Raw genomic sequence first — 19,359 nt, 5'->3', positions numbered from 1 at the left:
AATAAAAATTAATCTTTCTACTCGATACATTGTCAATTTATTGGGTTTTTGTTACAGAAAACAAAGACTTGTTATTAATAAATCAATTTCTATGATCGAGAGACGTTATTCTCAGCTCTTCCATAAAATCCGATCATGGCTGTCAACAACCATGGGCGTTGTTGCTACAGCTTCTGTTCTATTTCTTTGCTTACGGATAAACACTAAAACAGTCGACTCTCCAGTTTCTACAGAATCTTCCAAATCCAAGCATCATTCTTCTTGGGAGAAGTTGTCTATTTTTTCACCTTTCAAAGATCCAAATACAGTCGAAACTTTAGCACTAAAAGCCCGCCTTGAAAAAGAACTCTCTACTTTCGATTCTATCGAATCTGTGCATGTAGCTCTTCCCTTTTCTTCACAGGAGGAGGAAACATCCTTCCAAGAAAAATCTGGGCCCAACCAGATTTCTGTTATCGTTCAGACCAAACCAGATTTTCGAGTTCTTTCCTCATCACTGGTGAATTCTATCACACACTACTTGTGCAGTACTATTTCTAGTTTAAACCCAGAAAATGTCGTCATTTCAGATCAAAATGGCACAGTGTATTCGGGCAAGCTCAGCACCAAAGTAGAAGAAAAAGACCTCGTAGAGAAACTTATAATTTCTAGCCTATCCAAACAATGCGAGAAAATTTTCCCCAGAAATAGTTTTTCTCTTTCTGTTTTCCTCCAACCACATATCACTTCAGTAAAGGAAACAGCTTCTCATACAACAAATAGTAGGGAGGAATTAAAAGGATTCATAACTCTTTCACTAGACCACAAAGCTGTATCCACATTAAAAGCTGAGGATTTTACAAAGAAAAAAGAGCTGATTCAACTGTACACAGAAGATCTTTGCTTAGCAAATGGTGTCCTCCCTAGCTTATTCATAGACACAACATCTATTCTTCCCATTAGAAGTTCTTCAAATTTTGCTCCTCCTTGGGTAATAGGATCTGTTTACTTACTATTGAGCGTAGCTATTCTTATCGCTGCTTATTCTTATTTATTTACAAGAATCACAGAAAGATATTTGCACAAAAGAGCAAAAATAACTGGGGAAATAAATATGACTAAATTGGTAGAGGTAATTCATAACGAACACCCGAGGAAAATTTCCCTTCTACTTTCCTATTTGGACTCCCAGAGAGCTAACGCTATCCTCATGGCTCTTCCTGAAGAGAAGCGTGAAGAGATCCTCAGAAGTTCTAATAAAAAACTGTAGTTGTGTAGCTCTGATAAAGATCTTAAAAGAATAAAAGCCAGCAACTTTTATCAAAAAAAAGGGGGAGGGATTTTATGGATGCTTGCCAACAGGATAGCGATACTTCTTTAATCCCAAATACTCCGAGACAGATTCTTTCTTCTAGTGAAAGCCCTTCTAATGCGGAACACTCACCCATAACCAAAGAAAACACAAAAGAAGAAGAACTGTTAGCCCTAACAAAACTGTTGGGGAAACTGACCACCCACATGATCTGTTCGACAAACTCATTAATAGAAAAACTAAAGCCAGAATTAGTAAAACTAGCAATCCTTGTTTGCGAAAAATTTTTGAGGAAAAAATTAGAAAAACCAGAAGAATTGCAGCTCCTTCTCATATCCATCCTGAACAACTTTTCTTCAAAAAATAAAAAATCCTCTATTATTATTTCTCTTTCGCCCAAGGATTACTCTTCTCTTTCCAAATGGCTGGAAACTCAAGGCCGCCTCAAAGAACTACAAGGAGTATCCTTCTCTTCAGACGCAAGCCTCCCGGATCAATCCTGTAAAATTAGTATGGGGTCTCTTCTACTCTATCAGAACCTTTCTGAAGAACTAGACAATCTATTAACCCTGTTGAACTCATGAAAGCCCTCCTTCAGAAAGAACTTAATCTCCTCAACACTTGGACTCCCATTAGAAAGTGTGGTCGAGTATCCTGTGTTAGAGGACCCATTATCCATGCTGTTGGATTAGAAGGTTTCACTGGCGAGCACTGTAAGATCAGAAACAAATTCTCCCAAGAAATTCATGCACAAATCATAGGATTCCGAGGAACAGAATCTCTACTGATGCCTTTTTCTGAGACCCATTACTTACACCCAGGGGCAGAAGTTATTCCATCCCAAACTCCTATACCTAAACCTAATATTGATTTTCTTTTAGGCAGAACCATTAACGCTTTCGGTTCCCCCTTAGACAAAGGCCCTACGATTCCCAAATACAATTCATATCAACTGAAGAATTCTGCTTTAACACAAAATCGAGCTCCCGTTGAAAAAGTTTTTCCTACAGGAATCAAACTTATAGACTCGTTTCTAACTCTAGGAAAAGGACAACGCGTGGCAATTTTCTCTGAGCCTGGGCAAGGCAAAACATCCCTACTTTCTTCTATCGCTAGACATTCAGAAGCAGATGTTTACGTCACCGCCTTGATCGGCGAGCGAAACAGAGAAGTATGTGAATTTCTAAAAAGGCTTTCATCGTCGCCTAAAAAGTCGAGGACCATTGCTGTTATCGCTACTTCATCGGAGCCTGCTACAACCAAAGCTTTGGCAGCAACAACAGCTATTGAAGTAGCAGAACATTTTTGCCAACAAGGTTTTAACGTGCTATTCACTATGGACTCGTTATCCCGCTACGGAGCAGCTCTACAGGAAATAGGACTTGCTCTCGGAGAAGCTCCCGCCCAGCATCACTACCCAGCATCAGTGTTTCATCAGACAGCAAAGTTTATCGAAAGAGCAGGAAACTATTCGAACGGGTCTATAACGGCTTTATATTCGGTGCTTTGTTACCAGGATATCCCAGACATTTTTGTCGATTATGCAAAATCTTTGCTCGATGGTCACATAACACTTTCCTCGCAAGAACAAAGTCTGACTTCTTTCCCTCGCATAGACTTACTAAAAAGTTTGTCGAGAGCCTTCCCCCAGCTAACAACTCCTGAACACCAAGCCAAAGTCAACATAATCTTGTCTCTACTCAAAGTATACAAAGAAAATCTCGACATTATCCAACTTGGCGCTTATACCCAAGGAACTAATCCAGATTTGGACCAAGCGTTGCAAATGCTTCCCGCTCTCAAACAATTCGCTACACAGACGGAAGAGCAAGAATCTCCTTATAGGGTTACCGTTCAACGCTTAACTAAGCTTAGCTGGTAACGAATGAAAAAAAAGTTACAATTTCTCATTACTTTGTCTAGAATAAAAATATTCGGTAGCCTGTATAATTCCAAAGAAGTTTTGGACAAAAAAAATGCTCTAGAGAACCAGTTGCAAACTGTTTGTGCAACGATACACGAAACTCTAAAGGATAGAGAGCGAAGCTTTCTCTCAGGAGAAAAAACTCTTCATTATGACGGGTTCTTGAGAGATCTACGAGCATTTGAAAGAACTGCTCACAGAGAAATTAAAACATTGAAGCAAGGTTTTTCTGAGCACCAGACTTTTCTAGAAAAACAATTAAAACAAAAAAGAATTTTCGAGAATTTTTCTCAAAGGAAATACGGCAAAAAGAAAAACCGCCTCTGAATGCAAGGACTCAACTATAACATTCTTGCTAAACAGTATATTACAATGACCCATTTGTATAAAAAGCTTGAAGACATTTCACAGAATCATCTCCTAGATCAAATTAATAAATCCGAAGATCTAACACTTTTTCATCACCAGCTAGAGAATCTAGATATCTCTTTCCTTCATCAACAACTGGAGACTCTTTCTCAACCTCCATCTTTGATTGCGTTCTCCCCTCCTCAGACGTTTGACTTATCCGGGAAAGATCCTAACCTCCAAAGGATTGGTAATGGTTTATTGAAAGAGAAACGTGTCGGGTGCGTTGTTCTTGCTGGAGGACAAGGTTCTCGATTAAAATGTAAGGGCCCAAAAGGCCTCTTCCCTATTTCTGCAGTAAAAAACAAGACTCTCTTCCAAATGATAGCAGAAAAAGTTCTAGCTGCTAGTCATCTATCCAAGCAGAAGCTCCCTTTGGCCTTTATGACCTCTCCCATTAATAACGAACAAACACGAGCGTATTTTGACTCTCACGAATATTTTGGATTGTCCCCTCATCAAGTTTCTTTCTTTCAACAACCTCTTTGGCCTCTCTTAGATCTAGATGGAAAATTATTTTTGGACGACTGCAATAGCATAGCCTTAGGCCCTAACGGTAACGGTTGTTTCGCAAAAATGATGTTATCTTCTGGTCTTTGGGACCAATGGAAAGCCGAAGGCATAGAAATGGTCAGCGTCATCCCTATAGATAATCCCCTAGCGCTCCCTTTCGACCCGGAATTATTTGGCTACCATTTTTTAGAAAATAACGACGTCACAATCAAAACCGTACTGAGAAATCATCCAACAGAAGACATCGGCGTACTAGCGATAGACTCTGCAACCAATAAAACTACCGTCATAGAGTATTCTGAAATCCCTGACCAAGAACGCTTCGCTCAAAATAGTGAAGGCAGATTAAAATATCCCCTAGGAAACATCGGCCTCTATTGCTTATCGATGGATTTCATCAAAACAGCTTCAGAAGCCCCCCTACCCATCCATAAGGCTTGTAAATATACAAAAAAATTTTCTGGAGGACAGATCTCAGACGAACAAGCATGGAAGTTTGAAGAGTTTATTTTTGATCTTTTCCGCTACGGCAATCGCTGCTCTACCTTAGTATACCCTAGAGATGTTTGCTTCGCTCCTCTCAAAAATCTAAAAGGAAACCATAGCCCGGAAACCGTACGCCAAGCTTTAAACACCAGAGAACGACAGTTGTATCGTGACGCCACAGGTAAAGACGTTACACCAAACACAACGTTTGAATTGGAAGCCAGTTTTTATTATGCTTCTCACTCTAGTTTTGCTCAGAGACAAAATAAAGCTTTTTTCAAAGAATCTTTTATTGAGGCCACATGACACAAAGAATAGCTTATCTCGGAATGGGCATTTGGGGGTATTGCCTAACCGTACTGCTTTCTAAAAAAGGATTTCTGGTAACGGGATGGTCTCGAAATCCCTCCCTCGTCGATCACTTAAACACCCATCGCTCTCATCCTAAAGCACCTCATGTCGCTGTACCAGACACCGTTAATTTTACTACGGATCTCGAAGAAGCTCTCCATGGAGCAGATATGATTATCGAAGGGGTAACCTCTGCGGGTATCCGCTCCTTAGCAAAAAGAATCAAAGCTATCAAACACCTTGATGTTCCCTTCGTTATTACTTCCAAAGGAATAGAACAAAATACAGGGTTATTACTAAGTGAAATTTTACTCGAAGAATTGGGCGAAAAAGCTCGTCCCTACATAGGATACCTAAGCGGCCCTTCTATAGCTTCTGAAGTCCTCCAGGGGTGCCCTTGTTCAGTCGTTGTAAGCGCCTATTCTACTGACACATTAACTAAAATACATTCCGCTTTCTCGACACCAAAGTTCCGTGTCTATCCTAACTCAGACATCAAAGGCGTTGCTCTCGGAGGAGCGTTAAAAAATGTTATTGCCATCGCATGCGGTATCTCTGATGGATTCCGTTTTGGAGATAATGCTAAATCTGGATTGATCACCCGAGGTCTACATGAAATCCGCAAATGTGCAACCCTTCTAGGATGTCGGTCCGATACTATCAATGGGTTGGCAGGACTAGGAGATTTATGTGTAACTTGCTTCTCCAGTCTCAGCAGAAATTATCAGTTTGGCAAATTGATCGCTGAAGGTGTACCTATAGAAAAAGCTAAGCAACAAATTGGAATGGTTGTGGAAGGATCTTATACGGCCGTATCTGCTCATCAAATCGCTGAACATCATCGTATCTCTATGCCTATAACCTCGGGTATTTATCACGTCCTATACAAAGGTTTAGACCCTGCAGAAGGTGTCGCTTTGTTAATGCAGAGAGACACCAAAGAAGAATATTTATAAAATTTAATTTACACTTTTCGTTGTACTATTTCGCTGCATCTGGTAAAGATAGCATCACGGATACTGAAAAGAGAATGTTCATCAAAATGCTGTATAGACCGTTGAGACCCTGGATTTTACGAAAAGCTAGCCCCATTTTAAGCTTCTTCGGGATCTTCGCTAGTGGGCCTCTACAAGCCATGCCCGCTGGTAATCCTGCCGACCCTATCCTTCCCTATACAGCAAACCCTCCAAGCTGTCAGCAGATCAGACTTTGCCCAGACATAAATCCTTTCGCTCTCATCGGAGGAAACTTTCGTTTCGGATTCGACGGCGACTATATTTTTTCTGAAAGCGCCTCCGTCAAAAACGTTCCCGTAGTAACCTCTGTATCAACAACTTCGTCAGCAGCTGGAGGGCCTCCTGCCCCCACTCAAATTACATCTACAACAAAGAATATTACCTACAATGCTGTAAACTGTTCGGTATCCTTTAGCTCCTTATTCGCTACAGTCGCTTTCCAGGATTATTCCCCTGCTCAGTTCCCTCTTCTAGACCTCTCCTTTACAGCAAAATTGGGTGGACTAGCAACTTATTATAGGTTACCTCTTAATGCTTACAGAGACTTTACTAAAACGCCTCTAGCCTCTGAATCGCAAGTCACTAATGGACTAGTCGAAGTAAAGAGCAACTACGGCATCGCTTGGGATTTCGGCGTAAAAAAAGTCATATGGAAAGACGGCGTCTCTCTAATAAGCATCGGAGCTGATTATCGTCGATCTTCCTGTCCCGTAGATTACGTCATCGTCCACGATCAGGCTAATCCAGAAATATTCTTTGACAGCACCAACGGAGGCGATATTCGATACTCAGAATGGGCTTTCAACATAGGTCTCACCACCTATTTTAATGATTGTCTAATCCCCTACATAGCTGTAAGCACAGGAAATACTGTATGGGAAGCTCCAGAGATCAGTTTCTCTAGCTTAGAAAAAAAGTTTACCAACTTTTTCTTCAAAACAAGGAATCTCAAAAACTTTAATAGAGTGAACATCTGTGGAGGTGTTACTTACCTCATCGCAGACAAAACCTACTGCAATGTAGAAGCTAGATGGGGATACCAAAGAGCTTGTAATCTCTCCGGCGGTATATTCTTCTAAGCGAACAGGCAGCAAATGATCTCTTCTTTTGCTGCCTTATCGACTTTCAAAGAACTTCTTTTCTACCCCTTAATAGAAGACGTTAAACCCTTGTACATCCCGTTAAGTAATTTCAAAGAAGCGGCAACCAATGTCCACTCTTGTTGCATAGCGGTAAGCTCCAGCTGCAACATTAGTTGTTGTGTCTGAGCTAAATCACCATAACTTTGGACATCAGAAACCATCTTATTGAAAACTGTCAGCAGTCCTCCGCTAATCTCTCCTGTACCTACGTTAACATCTCCATCAACGACGGTATTTTCCAAATCTTGGATTTGTACATAGGAAAATTCTTGTCCTATCACTGTATAAGAAGGATCATAAATACTAGCACCACGAATAAATCCTAATCCGTTAAGGTATACCAAAAGAGACTTCAGCTGATTAGAACAAACATCTAAAGACTTCAAATACTCATCACATATCTTGTTCAGCTCGGACTTTTGCGCAGGAGTCAGATTGGGTTCTGCATTCACTTTTCTTTTAATTGAATTTAAATACTCACTAGCATTCTCAATAGAATTTAAATCGGTAGCAACACAATTCTTTTCTTCTTGATATTTCTCTAAAACATTTTCGTAGCCATCCTTGAAGTTAGCCATACCCATGGTTTGCGCCAGGTAAGACCCAAAATTATAGAAAATTGGTGCAGAGTTGAAACTTTTAATAGTTTCTACCACAGGGTTGAACAAAGCTTGAGCATATCCCGCTAAATTAAGTTCTAAACTAAGCGCATAAAGAGCTTCTTCCTGTGCAGGAAGATATTTATCCAAAACAATATAGGCGAAAGCAGACTGGAACGGCATCTGTGTAATAATTGATTTTTCTGGAACATCAAATATCGGAGCTGCCGTCGTAAGCGCCTGCGGCGCTGTTATCGATCTAAGATCTTCTAAACGTTTTTGATGCTTCTCAAAGGCTTTTTGTATCTCTTTACGCTGCTTCCTTTTAGAAAGTTCTTCTGCAACAACTGCTACAGAAGATAATTGCGCTGAATTATTAAAAAACTCTTTCTTAGCCACTTGCTTATCTGCTACGACACCCTTTTGTTGAGCACCCTCTAAAACAACTACAAGCTCATTAAGATTTTTAACATAATGCTGCAATCTACTGTAGTCCACCACCATTCCGATAACTTCAGAATGAATGCCCTTATCCACATGACTAATCATCTCTTCTACTTTTGGAAACCGAGAGGTCGCAGATGTGTTTCTAATAGAATCGTTATTCATAATCCCCCGCATTATGATTTAATTCGTCGAATGATTTTGGAAAATATCTGGTTTAAAAGACTCAAACCTGTTGTTACAATGGTCCACTCTTGCTGGATAGCAGATGTTTCCATTTGCAGAGCCAATTGCTGGTTTTGGTTAAATGTTGTGTAGTTTTGTTCTTCAGCTTCAACACTTTTCAAAAACTGTTGCTCGCCCCCAGGAACTTCTCCCTTGTTCCCTCCCTCAACAACAAAACTTTCCAAGGTAGCTAGCTGACGAAGCCATGTTTCTGAAGGTTCACCATAAATAGAAACCTTGAAAGCTTTATCCGTAGCACCAGGCTCTGGTACATCCTCAAAAGTCATTCCTTGCAAAAATACTTTTAAGTTACAAAGGTTCTGACGTAAAGAAGCTACCTGGTTCTTATACTGGTACAGCTTATAAAGAAATTCTTTCCTTTTAACCGGATCGGGATCATCCTCTCCTGAGATTTTTTTTACCTCTTCTATTATTTCGCCAATCTTTTTATCAATGTAATAGCATCTGGTTAGATCTGCTTGAGTTCTCTCAAACTCCTTATCCCTAACCGCTTCAGCCTTTCCTTTCGCATTATCCACAACCTGCAAATTCATCTGACGCAAATACAAGGATAACGAGTAATAAACATCCGAAGCCTGAAACATCGTAATGTCTTGTATAATCTTGTTCAAATCCTTAGCAGCCCTATTAGAAAAGACCATCTGACCGCCAATTAATTTCAAAACATGATTCTGCTCAGGGAAATATTTATCTAGCAAAAGACTAACGTAGGAGGTTTGTAAAGGAGAGGTGCTAATAAAAGCTTTTTGATACTCCAACATGCTTTCTGCATAGTTCATCGCAGACGGAACTAATTGATCTTTTTGTTTGAGAAAATTTACATTCTCCGCTTCTTTTTTCTTAATCTCAGCTTCTATCTCTGCTACAGCTTTATCTCCTGCATCCTTGATAGCTTGAAACCCTCCCCAATTAATTGTAGTATCGTTTTTGACCAAATCCATCAATTGCTGGAGAAACCGCGGATTTATTTTATCTCCTTCTGCTGTTGTTGTCTCATCAAAAACCCTCACCCCAAAATAAGATAACGACATGAATTTTCCACTATTGTTATTCTGCCCCACCATGCTAAGGTAAGCATTATTTGCCTCTTCTACTCCCTGCAGAACAAACTTAGCAAACTGGTTTTCGTTGTGATTTTTCCAGTACTTTACCTCTGCATCTAATTCGTTACTGTGTTTAGAATTTGTTGAAGCAGTCCCTCTTACACAAGCATAGTAGGCAAACAAGGCGCCCATAAATTTGGACCAAGAAATGTTGGCATTTTCCTTAGTTCTTGCTATGGAAAACTTCCCGTCACTACTACCGGCTGCGTTGAGAAACTCTTTTAATACCTTTTGAACTTCATCCGGCCATTTTGAATTTTCATCATTAGTTATTCCATCAGAAAGCAGCTTTAATACATCCCCCATTAACATATAATTGTTGACAAGGCTTCCGTACCTGGCATTACCGTAAAAACTGTCTTCTTTTCCAGGTTGGGTCCACGCTACAGTTAGAAAATCTTTCAATAAGGTGACAAAGTTATTGATCTTCCCTATGCAATCTCTGGACTTATCAATACATTCTACGTTATCAGAAATCTTTTCTGTAAGGTCTTCAACTCCAGGATAAGTCGCTGCTAGCATTTCTTGATACACGCCCATAAGATCTTGCCAAAAGACACTAATCTTATTGACATTAGGATACTCTTTTTTTCCAAAAGCTATCATTTGCTCGTTGATGGGCTTTAAAAGCTCCACAGTAACTTTTTTTCCTATGAGCTTTACCAAGTCTTCATTAACTGAAGCTGGAATAGTTTCAAAAGCTCCTACTTTTTCTTGTAAAGTTTCTATTTCTTCTACTGTAGGCTTCTTACCTTCAAGGCTCATTATCTCTGTTATAATTTCATGAATACTCTTCTGCAGAGCCTCTATCTCCTTGATAAAATCACCAGGGATTGCATATAGATCCTTGTACCATTGAGTGTTCTCACCATTCTCATTAATAGAAGCCCACTCTAATTCCAAAGTTTTTAACTTTTGTTGATATTTGGTTACTATAGTCCTTTCTTTCTGTCCAGAAGGCGCTATCCCTCCTTTAGCAGGATCAGAGGTCCAAAAATCAAAAGCTTTTTCTAAGCCATTAATGAAAACAGCTGCAGAAACTTTATTTGGCTCCTCGACTATGTTTTTGTCTTTGTACGAAAGTTCTCTACTATTGATGTTTTGAAATGCTGTCACATGAGACAAAGAAGATCCCGACGATTGAGAGTCTTTAACGTATACGCTTTGATCTGCTTGAAGTAAGGACTCTCGAAGATCATTGGTTAACGAAAAGGATTCTGTAACTTGATAAATGGGGTCTGGTTTTTTATAAAAACTGATCGTATTCTCCAGTAATCCTAGAGCACTTTTAAGACTAACAGCCTTTTCATTAAGCTGATGAAAAAGAATCGCTTCCCTAGATAAATTAGCGCTTAAGTTAACAGGATTACCCAATAAGGATTCTGTTATTCTCTTATTGTAATAAATATAATTAGGCTCAATAGCCATAAAACCAAACTATCTTGTCTATTTTTATTTATTTTAATTAATAAAAATAATAGAAAAAAAGAAGTTTGTTTAAACAAAAACACAAAACTCAAAAGACTAGTAACTTTAAAACAAAAAAAGCGAAGAAAAAAATCTTCGCTTTTAGAAAAGAGCCTTTTTCCTAAAAAACTCTATAAAGCAGAATATATTCTATCAAGCTCTCCCAAAATCTCTTTAGGGCAATGAGAATCAAAGAGCTTCAAATATTCACGAATGTTCTCCACCTCTTGCTTCCAACCGACAGTGTCTACTGTCAGAAGCTTCTGCAAAGAAGAATCTTCCAGTTGTAACCCGTCTAAATTTAAAGCTTTTTTCGCAGGCAAATACCCTATAGGAGTCTCTTGCGCTATAGTTTCATCTCCATCTGTACGTTTGAACATCCATTCCAATACTCGAAGATTTTCGCTAAACCCAGGCCAAATAAAATTACCTTGGGCATCTTTTTGAAACCAATTAACGCCAAAAATCTTAGGTAATTTTAAATTCGTGTTGTTAGCAAAGGATAACCAGTGAGCAAAGTAATCTCCCATGTTATAACCACAGAACGGTAACATGGCAAAGGGATCATGCCGTAACTTTCCTTGCTCTCCAATAATTGCTGCTGTGGTAGTCGAAGACATTCCTGCTCCTATAGCTACTCCATGTTGCCATGAAAGAGCTTCATACACTAAAGGAATTGTATCCGAACGCCTTCCTCCAAAGATAATTGCTGATAAAGGCACTCCTTCAGCACTATTCCATGCGGAATCTAAGGAAGGACACTGTTGCAGTGGCGCGGTAAATCTAGAGTTGGCATGAGCAGCCGGAGCCCCTCCTGGAGTCCAAGCTTTTCCCAGCCAATCAATTAGGCCCTCTGGAGGAGTATCCGTAAGCCCTTCCCACCATACGTCTCCGTCTTTTGTCAAAGCAACGTTAGTAAAGAGAGTATTCTTAGAACATGTGGCTAAAGCATTTGGATTTGTTTTCTCCGATGTTCCTGGCGCAACACCAAAAAATCCATATTCCGGATTTACAGCATACAACATTCCGTCTTTCCCTGGCCGAATCCATGCAATATCATCGCCTATGCATTCTACTTTCCACCCAGGAATCCTTGGTTGTAACATAGCTAAATTTGTCTTTCCACAAGCGCTTGGGAATGAAGCTGCAAAATACTTCTTCCTACCTTCAGGATTGGTGACTCCAATGATCAACATATGCTCAGCCAACCACCCGTTAGTCTTAGCCATATAGGAAGCAATCCTTAACGCGATACACTTCTTCCCTAACAAAGCATTTCCGCCATATCCACTTCCAAAAGACATGACGCTCGCGTCATCTTGGAAATGGACTATATACATGTTTTCTGGATTGCAAGGCCATGGAACATCCTTTTCTCCAGGAGATAAAGGTTTTCCAACACTATGCCAACATCGAAGAAATTTTCCAGAAGTGCCAAGAGCCTTCAATACAGAACTACCCATGCGGGTCATAATGCGCATAGAACAAACGACATAAGGAGAATCTGTAATTTCCACTCCAATAATAGAAAATTCTGAATCTAAAGGCCCCATGCAGAAAGGTACTACATACATCTTCCTGCCTCTCATACAGCCCTTGAAAAGCTTTGTTAGCTTCTCTCTCATAACCGTTGGATCTTCCCAGTTATTCGTTGGCCCAGCTTCTTCTTTAGTGGAGGTGCATATAAATGTTCGTTTTTCAACTCTTGCAACATCTTCTTGAGCAGACCGAGCTAAAAAACATCCAGGTTTTTTACTTGAATTCAGAGGAATCATCTCCCCGCTCTTAACCATCTCAGCAGTTAAAGCATCAAATTCCTCCTGAGAACCCGAACAAATATGAACAGAATCTGGCTGAGTGAGAGCCGCCACTTCAGAAATCCAAGCTTTCAACCCCTCATGATGAATGAGCTCTTCTGTACTCATACCATACTTCCTTTTCGCTTTTTGAATTTATCTAAATGCTCTAAAGCTTTTCCCGTCCCTAAGCATACAGCGAGCAACGGGTGTGGCGCTGTGATAACGGAAAGACCTGTATTCTTTGTCAAAGCTTTATCCAAACCCTTGATTAAAGCTCCTCCACCAGCAAGAACCATTCCTCTTTCTACAAGATCTGCAGACAGCTCCGGAGGGCATTTCTCTAAAGTTAAACGCACACACTCTATAATTTGTTGAATAGGTTCTGCTAAGCATTCTCTGATTTCTACAGAGTTGATACGCTTGGTGATGGGCAAACCAGCAACCTGGTCCCGACCGCGAACTTCCATCTCAAGCTCTTGATCACCAAGAGGGTGCGCAGAACCTATGGTAATTTTAATTTCCTCCGCAGTACGAGGTCCTATCATTAAATTGTATGTACGCCGCATGTAATTAATGATACACTCGTCAAACTCATCTCCCGCTATACGGAGTGATCGAGATTCTACGATACCCCCTAAAGAAATAATGGCTATTTCCGTTGTTCCACCACCAATATCAATAATCATACTAGCGGCAGGCTCGTGGACAGGGAGATCCACCCCTATTGCTGCAGCCATAGGCTCTTCAATAAGAATAACTTCTTGAGCCCCAGCATGAATGGCAGAATCTTCGACCGCACGCTTCTCTACTCCAGTAATTCCTGAAGGAACAGCTATAAGAATCTTAGGACGAAACATACTCCTGGCAGGCGTTACCCTTTTAATGAGAGCTTTAAGCATCCCCTCAGCTATCTCAAAATCAGCAATAACCCCGTCTTTCATGGGGCGAACGGCCATAATCTTTCTAGGCGTTTTACCCAGCATGGCCTTAGCTTTATGTCCTACAGCCAAAACTTCATTGGTATTAGCATCCACAGCTACTACGGAAGGCTCACTAAGAACAATACCTCGCCCTCTGACATAGACCAAAGTGTTCGCAGTGCCTAAGTCAATACCTATGTTACCAGAAAAAAAATTGAAGACCTTATCAAACCGACACAACGTTTTGTTGTATAAACGGTTAGAAAGATTCCGAATCTTGGAAAGATTTCTGTGGGAAATCATAATGTTATATCTGCAGTAATTCCAAAACTTCTTCCCAAGTCAACTTGGAAATGACCTCATCATCCGAGTTGATCACTTTCTTGACAAGACTCTTTTTCCTATTTTGTAAACTTAAAATCTTCTCTTCAATGGTATTCAACGTTACCAGCTTGTAAGAAGAAACGGATTTACTTTGACCTATTCTGTGCACACGATCTGTTGCTTGATTCTCAACTGCTGGATTCCACCACATATCGTAGTGAATGACTGTGTCTGCTCCGACAAGATTTAATCCCGTCCCTCCAGCTTTCAAGGAGATCAAAAATACTGCTAATGACGGATCTTCATTAAATTGATTAACTAAACTTAGCCTGTTCTTGGTAGAACCATCCAAATAAACAAACGGTATACCTTTTGCCTCTAAATCCTGACGAATAATCGTTAACATCTTCGTATACTGACTAAATACGACTGTCTTATGACCGGCATCTACCAGAGACCCCAATAAATCCATCAACATGTCATATTTCGCTGAATCTCCAGGCTCTGGAGCATTCTTAGCAAAAATGGCCGGATGGCAACAAATCTGCTTAAGCCTGGTAAGTGTAGCTAATACATGAATATGAATCCTATCAAATCCTTCTTGCTTAACAAGCCGAGAAAGCTCTTGCTTGGCTGAAGCAGCATACGATTGATAAAGCTCCTTCTGAGACTCTGTTAAATGACAATGATACAAAATCTCCGAAACAGGAGGCAAGTCTTCCAAGACATCTTCCTTCATTCGACGAAGAATAAATGGAGCCACTTTCTTTTTCAAAGCGTCCATATTATCCGCTTTGTTCCCCATGTAATTGCCTGTACGAATATACTTACCAACAAACCGATCATAGCTACTTAATAAGCCAGGCATTAAGAAGTCAAACAAGCTCCACAACTCTTCTAAGGAATTTTCTATAGGCGTTCCTGTCAATATCAAGCGGTGGTTGGCTTTAATCATCTTGACAGACTTAGCATTGCGTGTAGTTCTGTTTTTGATATGATGAGCTTCATCTAAAACCACATAGTCAAAAACAAAATCCTTATAAACCTCTACATCTTTCTGTAACAGGTTGTAGGAAGTAATAACAACATCGTAATCTTGTAAAGCAGCTAACTGTCGCCTACGCTGCAAAGGAACTCCGTCTATAACCTGGACCTTAAAATCTGGATTAAATTTACGAAACTCTTCCTTCCAATTGTATACCAAAGAAGTTGGGCATACTATCAACGAAGGCCCTCCTTCTTTCTCCATTTTACTCTGAGTGATCGCAATAATAGCTTGCAAAGTTTTTCCAAGCCCCATGTCATCAGCTAAAATGCCGTTGAGATGCATTTTTCGGAGCCTTTCCAACCAGCGCACACCTTCTGTCTGATAATTTCTCAACGTAGCTTGAATTTGCGTGGGCACCTCTTGAGAAGAGAATTCTACTTCCCCTCGAATTTGTTTCTGTATTTCCAACAACTTATCACTCATAGTGAAATTCACTGGCAATCCAGAAAAATGCTCTGCAGATACTCCCGTCAAACTCCACAAAGGACATTTCTCAACAAAATTATCGAGAACCTTAAACCCTAGTTCATTGAAAATCTGTACAACAGGGGCGATTTTTTCCAAATCCAGCACCAAAATACACGGCAATCTAGATGTTGTTGCTGTTTTGCTTCTTCTACCGGCAACCTTAACCTGTCCTGCCTTAGGAGACAGCTCCAAGAACCGCTTCTTAGCACTAATACAATCCCACAATAAGTCCATGCTCGTGCCTTTGAGCAGCCCATTGACCTTCAGTTCAGCCTCACAGTGGTTTACATCGCTTCCTTCCCGAAAATGTAAATCAAACACCGTCTCATCATAAATGAACTGCTCAGAAAGATTTTCTGGACAGTTGAACGTTATACGATGTTGGTTGTTGGGAATAGTTTCCGTCATAAACTCGACAATCTTCTTTTCACTTTTAACATGAAAAGCTCCATCGCGCTCATCGTAAATAAAGCCAGAGAAGACTTCTTCTATCATCTTTCGTTCTTCTACTAAACTTCTTGATAAAATCCCTTCCTCCTTAACAAAGGCACAAATATCCTTGTACTGTAAGGACAGTGGTGACGCAGGAATTTTCAACGAACCGTAAAGAAAATGTAGCTTGGCCTCCAACTCCCCATCTAAATAGCTCATGTCACAGACAGCCTTCACTTCCTCTACGAAAGGCAGAGTTACAAACGAATTCAAAACATTAACATTGGAAACTTCAGCATACTCCCTGAAGACAGGCAAAGCGTTTTCTCTGAAAGACCCAAATAATGGTTCAGGAACAGTTACGTCTCGCAACTGAGCAAACGATCTTAGATGTGTTCGCTTAATCTGAGAAGAAAACCTCCTGTACACATTTTTGTAAATGATACCAGGGGCGTCTGACTCCAATAGAAGAGCTTGCTCCGGCTGAATTTCCTCCTCATCAACTATAAGGGAGGGAGTCATGAGGACAGCTTTGTACGGAGTATCGAATAGATCTAAGTGGAATTTCATTTTCGCTGGCGTAGCTGACCAACAAAGAGGCTCCTCTAAATTGCCACAAAAAATTCCCGAAAAGCTCTCTCTCTCAGAAGACTGACCACTACGCTCTGCCAGCTGATGCTCAAATGTTTTGGCCAAAATCACACCAAGAGAAGCCGAAGAAAGTTGAGCAGACTTTAACAATCGCTCGTCACTATTCACACTAGCGTATCTGGCATACCGAGTTAACAAATCAATCATCTTTCGATCAGAAGGAGAAAAAGACTGCATAGTAAAGAAGAACCGTCTACCACTTAACACTATTGGCTCCTGATAAAGCACTCCTTCTAGAAAAACTTTTATATTTGGGACGTAAAAAGGCTTTGAACGACAAGGCATCCTCAGCACCAACTGAAACTCTATGCGACCTGAAGAAAAAACCTCTTCAGAGGAGTTTCCGGTAAACAGTACTGCCAATTCTGCTGAATCTCTTTCCAGATATTCCAAAGGCAAAAAGAACGGGTTAGCACTGAGCGTTTGAGAAGCATGAATGTACTCGCTTAAAATTTCTTTTTGATGCTCTCGATCTTTTCTTTCTTCCTCTCTACTTGCAGCCTCTTCGAAAGTTTCTTGAAGCTCTCTTTTTACATCTTCCTCGATAGCGCCATCTTTCTCTAGATCGGTTTCTTTGGCGTAAGCCACAACCATTTCATTGAAATTTTGCTCTAAATAAAAAAGTAAGGCTACGATATGCTGGCAATCGTAGTTGTAGGAGCAGTCGCAATTCGAATCGATAGTATCTGATTCATTTCTATCCACCTCAATCTCGCACTCATAAACGTTATCATAAGGGCCTCGAACTTGAGCTCCTATCCGAACTGTTTCGCCGTCCATAGACAGGATTTTACCGTTTAGAACCGTTCCTTGATCGAACAATTCCCTTCCTTCTTGAAGAACGTTTGCAGAAAAATCTCGTCGTAATTTGCGAAAATTGAGCATTTCCCCTCTAATCTGGAGTCTTTAACTTTAATAGCATTTACAGAATTTGCTTACTTGTACTCGTTTGTACAGTGTAAATCAACGAAAAATTTTAGTGCACTTTTACCCCTGCAATATACCAAAAAACTTTTATCAAACATTTTAATAACGCTAACATTTGCTAAAAACTCTATAAATCACTAGTATGGTCTCCCTACAGCGTTTGTTTCTAGTGCGGGTGTAGCTCAGTGGTAGAGCGCCACGTTGCCAACGTGAAGGTCGTGAGTTCAAGCCTCATCACCCGCTTTCGCTTTGAGAAAAAAGTCCTCTCTTACACAATAAAAGGTGATTAAGTGTCTCAGAAATTTGAAAACGAGAGTTTCTCTATAAACTTAGAAGAAAAGCCTGGATGTGTCGTTACCGCTTCCGTAATCGTTTCTCCTAAACTTCTAGAAGACCTAAGAAAAAAGACCATAAAGGATATAAAAAAAAGTATTACCCTGCCAGGTTTCCGCAAAGGGAAAGCTCCTGACAGCGTTGTGATTTCTAAGTACGCCTCCTCTTTAGACAAAGGATTAAGAGAAGCTGTCATTAGAGCCGCCTATCAGTCTCTTTGTAATCTCGCTAAGAAGCCCCCTTTATCAGAACACGCTTTTCGCTACATAAGAATCGAAAGCCTCAATGAACAGGGCGCTGAAGTTGCTGTGAGCTATGAGTCTTTCCCTGTTGTTCCAAACGTAGATTTAGATAGACTTTCTCTAGCAGAAGCTTTCCCCGAGGAACCTTCTGTCTCCGAAGAAGATATGCGCTTGGGACTCGAAAATGTTGCCTACTTTTTTGCAACGAAGACTCCTGTAACAAGAAACTCTCAAGAAGGGGACTTTATTTCCCTGTCTCTACATGTTTCTGAAGGATCTGACGGCCAGGAGGACTCTTTAGTCCCCGTTTTCGAGAACAAATATTTCAAATTATCTCAAGATGAGATGAGCGACGTTTTCAGAGATAAATTCCTCAACGTTGCTACAGGAGCAAAAATTGTTGAAAAAATAGAGTCTGAGGACATCAAATCCTTCCTCAGAGGAGACACTCTAATTTTCACCGTTAATTCTATCATAGAGGTAGAGGTTCCTGAATTAGATGATGAGAAAGCACGCCAAGTGCATGCTGAGTCTCTAGAAGATTTGAAAGAAAAGTTACGAATCCAACTTACAAATAAAGCAAAAAATGATTTGCATGCTAAGAAGTTAGCTGCAGCAGAAAAAGCTTTAGCAGACGCCGTTACGTTCGAACTCCCTGAGACCCTATACAAAAGTCGATTGGACGCTATTGTTCGAGAAAAGTTATTGAATGCTCGCTTAATTCAGTACTGTTCCGATGCAGAACTTGAGGAACGCAAGGAAGAAATACAGAAGGAAGCGGAAGAAGAAGCTACTCGTATCGTAAAGATGTCTTTCTTAATCCACGGCGTCTTCCAACAAGAAAAATTACAAATTGCAAGGGAAGAGCTTCAAATGGCTCTAGAGCTGTGTTCTCGTGAACGATTTGGCATTAATCCCCCAAAAGACGCTATAACTAATGACGTATTGAAAGAGTTGGTAGCAACAGCACGGGAGCGTTTAACTTACCAAAAAGTTATGGAACATGTTTTGAAAAAATGCTGTTCCCTCCCATCGCCAGCTGCTACGTAAGGTTTCTTCAGGAAAAAACTTGACCCTGTAAGGCCTTAATCATAGAATTCGGGATTTTAAAGAGAACTTTTGTTGCCAGAGGACCTCTTGCAGAAAATCTTTTCTAGCAATTCTGGAGTCCGGTAATGAAGAGTTCTTAAGAATCCCCGGGGGTTTTCTTGCAAAACGCAAACCC

At 40.3% G+C, this 19,359-nt stretch carries 13 protein-coding genes and 1 tRNA gene; 9 read left to right on the top strand and 5 right to left on the bottom strand.

From position 1 onward, the window contains the following. The first annotated feature begins 91 nt into the window (after positions 1-91). The 7 genes from KJA58_RS04880 to KJA58_RS04850 all read left to right on the top strand — a co-directional run bounded on the left by KJA58_RS04880 (position 92) and on the right by KJA58_RS04850 (position 7,068). Complete coding sequence (locus KJA58_RS04880) at positions 92-1,249, top strand: hypothetical protein (RefSeq protein WP_213358297.1); 1,158 nt, start codon at positions 92-94, stop codon at positions 1,247-1,249. A 74-nt stretch (positions 1,250-1,323) separates the two neighbouring features. After that, complete coding sequence (locus KJA58_RS04875) at positions 1,324-1,875, top strand: FliH/SctL family protein (RefSeq protein ID WP_213358296.1); 552 nt, start codon at positions 1,324-1,326, stop codon at positions 1,873-1,875. Further along, a complete protein-coding gene (locus tag KJA58_RS04870; RefSeq protein WP_213358295.1) occupies positions 1,872-3,173 on the top strand; it encodes a type III secretion protein ATPase in 1,302 nt (433 codons plus the stop codon). The genes KJA58_RS04875 and KJA58_RS04870 overlap by 4 nt, the downstream gene beginning before the upstream one ends. A gap of 3 nt (positions 3,174-3,176) precedes the next feature. Continuing rightward, positions 3,177-3,542, top strand: coding sequence for a hypothetical protein (locus KJA58_RS04865; protein WP_213358294.1), 366 nt, complete (start codon positions 3,177-3,179; stop codon positions 3,540-3,542). Between the two features lie 45 nt (positions 3,543-3,587). Beyond that, the gene (locus KJA58_RS04860) at positions 3,588-4,928 is read left to right on the top strand and encodes a UTP--glucose-1-phosphate uridylyltransferase (protein ID WP_213358293.1); all 1,341 of its coding nucleotides are present in this window, start codon (positions 3,588-3,590) and stop codon (positions 4,926-4,928) included. Next, complete coding sequence (locus tag KJA58_RS04855) at positions 4,925-5,929, top strand: NAD(P)H-dependent glycerol-3-phosphate dehydrogenase (RefSeq protein ID WP_213358292.1); 1,005 nt, start codon at positions 4,925-4,927, stop codon at positions 5,927-5,929. The genes KJA58_RS04860 and KJA58_RS04855 overlap by 4 nt, the downstream gene beginning before the upstream one ends. An 86-nt stretch (positions 5,930-6,015) precedes the next feature. Next, a complete protein-coding gene (locus KJA58_RS04850; RefSeq protein WP_213358291.1) occupies positions 6,016-7,068 on the top strand; it encodes a hypothetical protein in 1,053 nt (350 codons plus the stop codon). Positions 7,069-7,130: 62 nt separating this feature from the next. Here KJA58_RS04850 and KJA58_RS04845 read toward each other — a convergent pair whose 3' ends face one another. The 5 genes from KJA58_RS04845 to KJA58_RS04825 all read right to left on the bottom strand — a co-directional run bounded on the left by KJA58_RS04845 (position 7,131) and on the right by KJA58_RS04825 (position 17,517). Next, complete coding sequence (locus tag KJA58_RS04845) at positions 7,131-8,339, bottom strand: CT620/CT621 family type III secretion system effector (RefSeq protein WP_213358290.1); 1,209 nt, start codon at positions 8,337-8,339, stop codon at positions 7,131-7,133. An 11-nt stretch (positions 8,340-8,350) separates the two neighbouring features. After that, complete coding sequence (locus KJA58_RS04840; RefSeq protein ID WP_213358289.1) at positions 8,351-10,951, bottom strand: CT620/CT621 family type III secretion system effector; 2,601 nt, start codon at positions 10,949-10,951, stop codon at positions 8,351-8,353. A 170-nt stretch (positions 10,952-11,121) separates the two neighbouring features. After that, on the bottom strand, positions 11,122-12,915 hold the full coding sequence (locus KJA58_RS04835; protein ID WP_213358288.1) for a phosphoenolpyruvate carboxykinase (GTP): 1,794 nt from the start codon (positions 12,913-12,915) through the stop codon (positions 11,122-11,124). Continuing rightward, complete coding sequence (locus KJA58_RS04830) at positions 12,912-14,012, bottom strand: rod shape-determining protein (RefSeq protein WP_213358287.1); 1,101 nt, start codon at positions 14,010-14,012, stop codon at positions 12,912-12,914. Before KJA58_RS04830 ends, KJA58_RS04835 begins: the two co-directional genes overlap by 4 nt. A gap of 4 nt (positions 14,013-14,016) precedes the next feature. Further along, positions 14,017-17,517, bottom strand: a complete 3,501-nt coding sequence (locus tag KJA58_RS04825) for a DEAD/DEAH box helicase (protein WP_213358286.1) — start codon at positions 17,515-17,517, stop codon at positions 14,017-14,019. A 213-nt stretch (positions 17,518-17,730) separates the two neighbouring features. Here KJA58_RS04825 and KJA58_RS04820 point away from each other — a divergent pair. Both KJA58_RS04820 and tig read left to right on the top strand, forming a co-directional pair. Then, positions 17,731-17,802, top strand: a tRNA-Gly gene (locus tag KJA58_RS04820). Positions 17,803-17,849: 47 nt separating this feature from the next. Next, positions 17,850-19,184, top strand: a complete 1,335-nt coding sequence (tig, locus tag KJA58_RS04815; protein WP_213358285.1) for a trigger factor — start codon at positions 17,850-17,852, stop codon at positions 19,182-19,184. Positions 19,185-19,359 lie beyond the last annotated feature (175 nt).

The sequence above is a fragment of the Chlamydiifrater phoenicopteri genome, from assembly GCF_902807005.1.
Taxonomy (GTDB): domain Bacteria; phylum Chlamydiota; class Chlamydiia; order Chlamydiales; family Chlamydiaceae; genus Chlamydiifrater; species Chlamydiifrater phoenicopteri.
The sequence above is the reverse complement of the archived record's forward strand: the minus strand, read 5'-3'. Positions and strand labels throughout refer to the sequence as shown.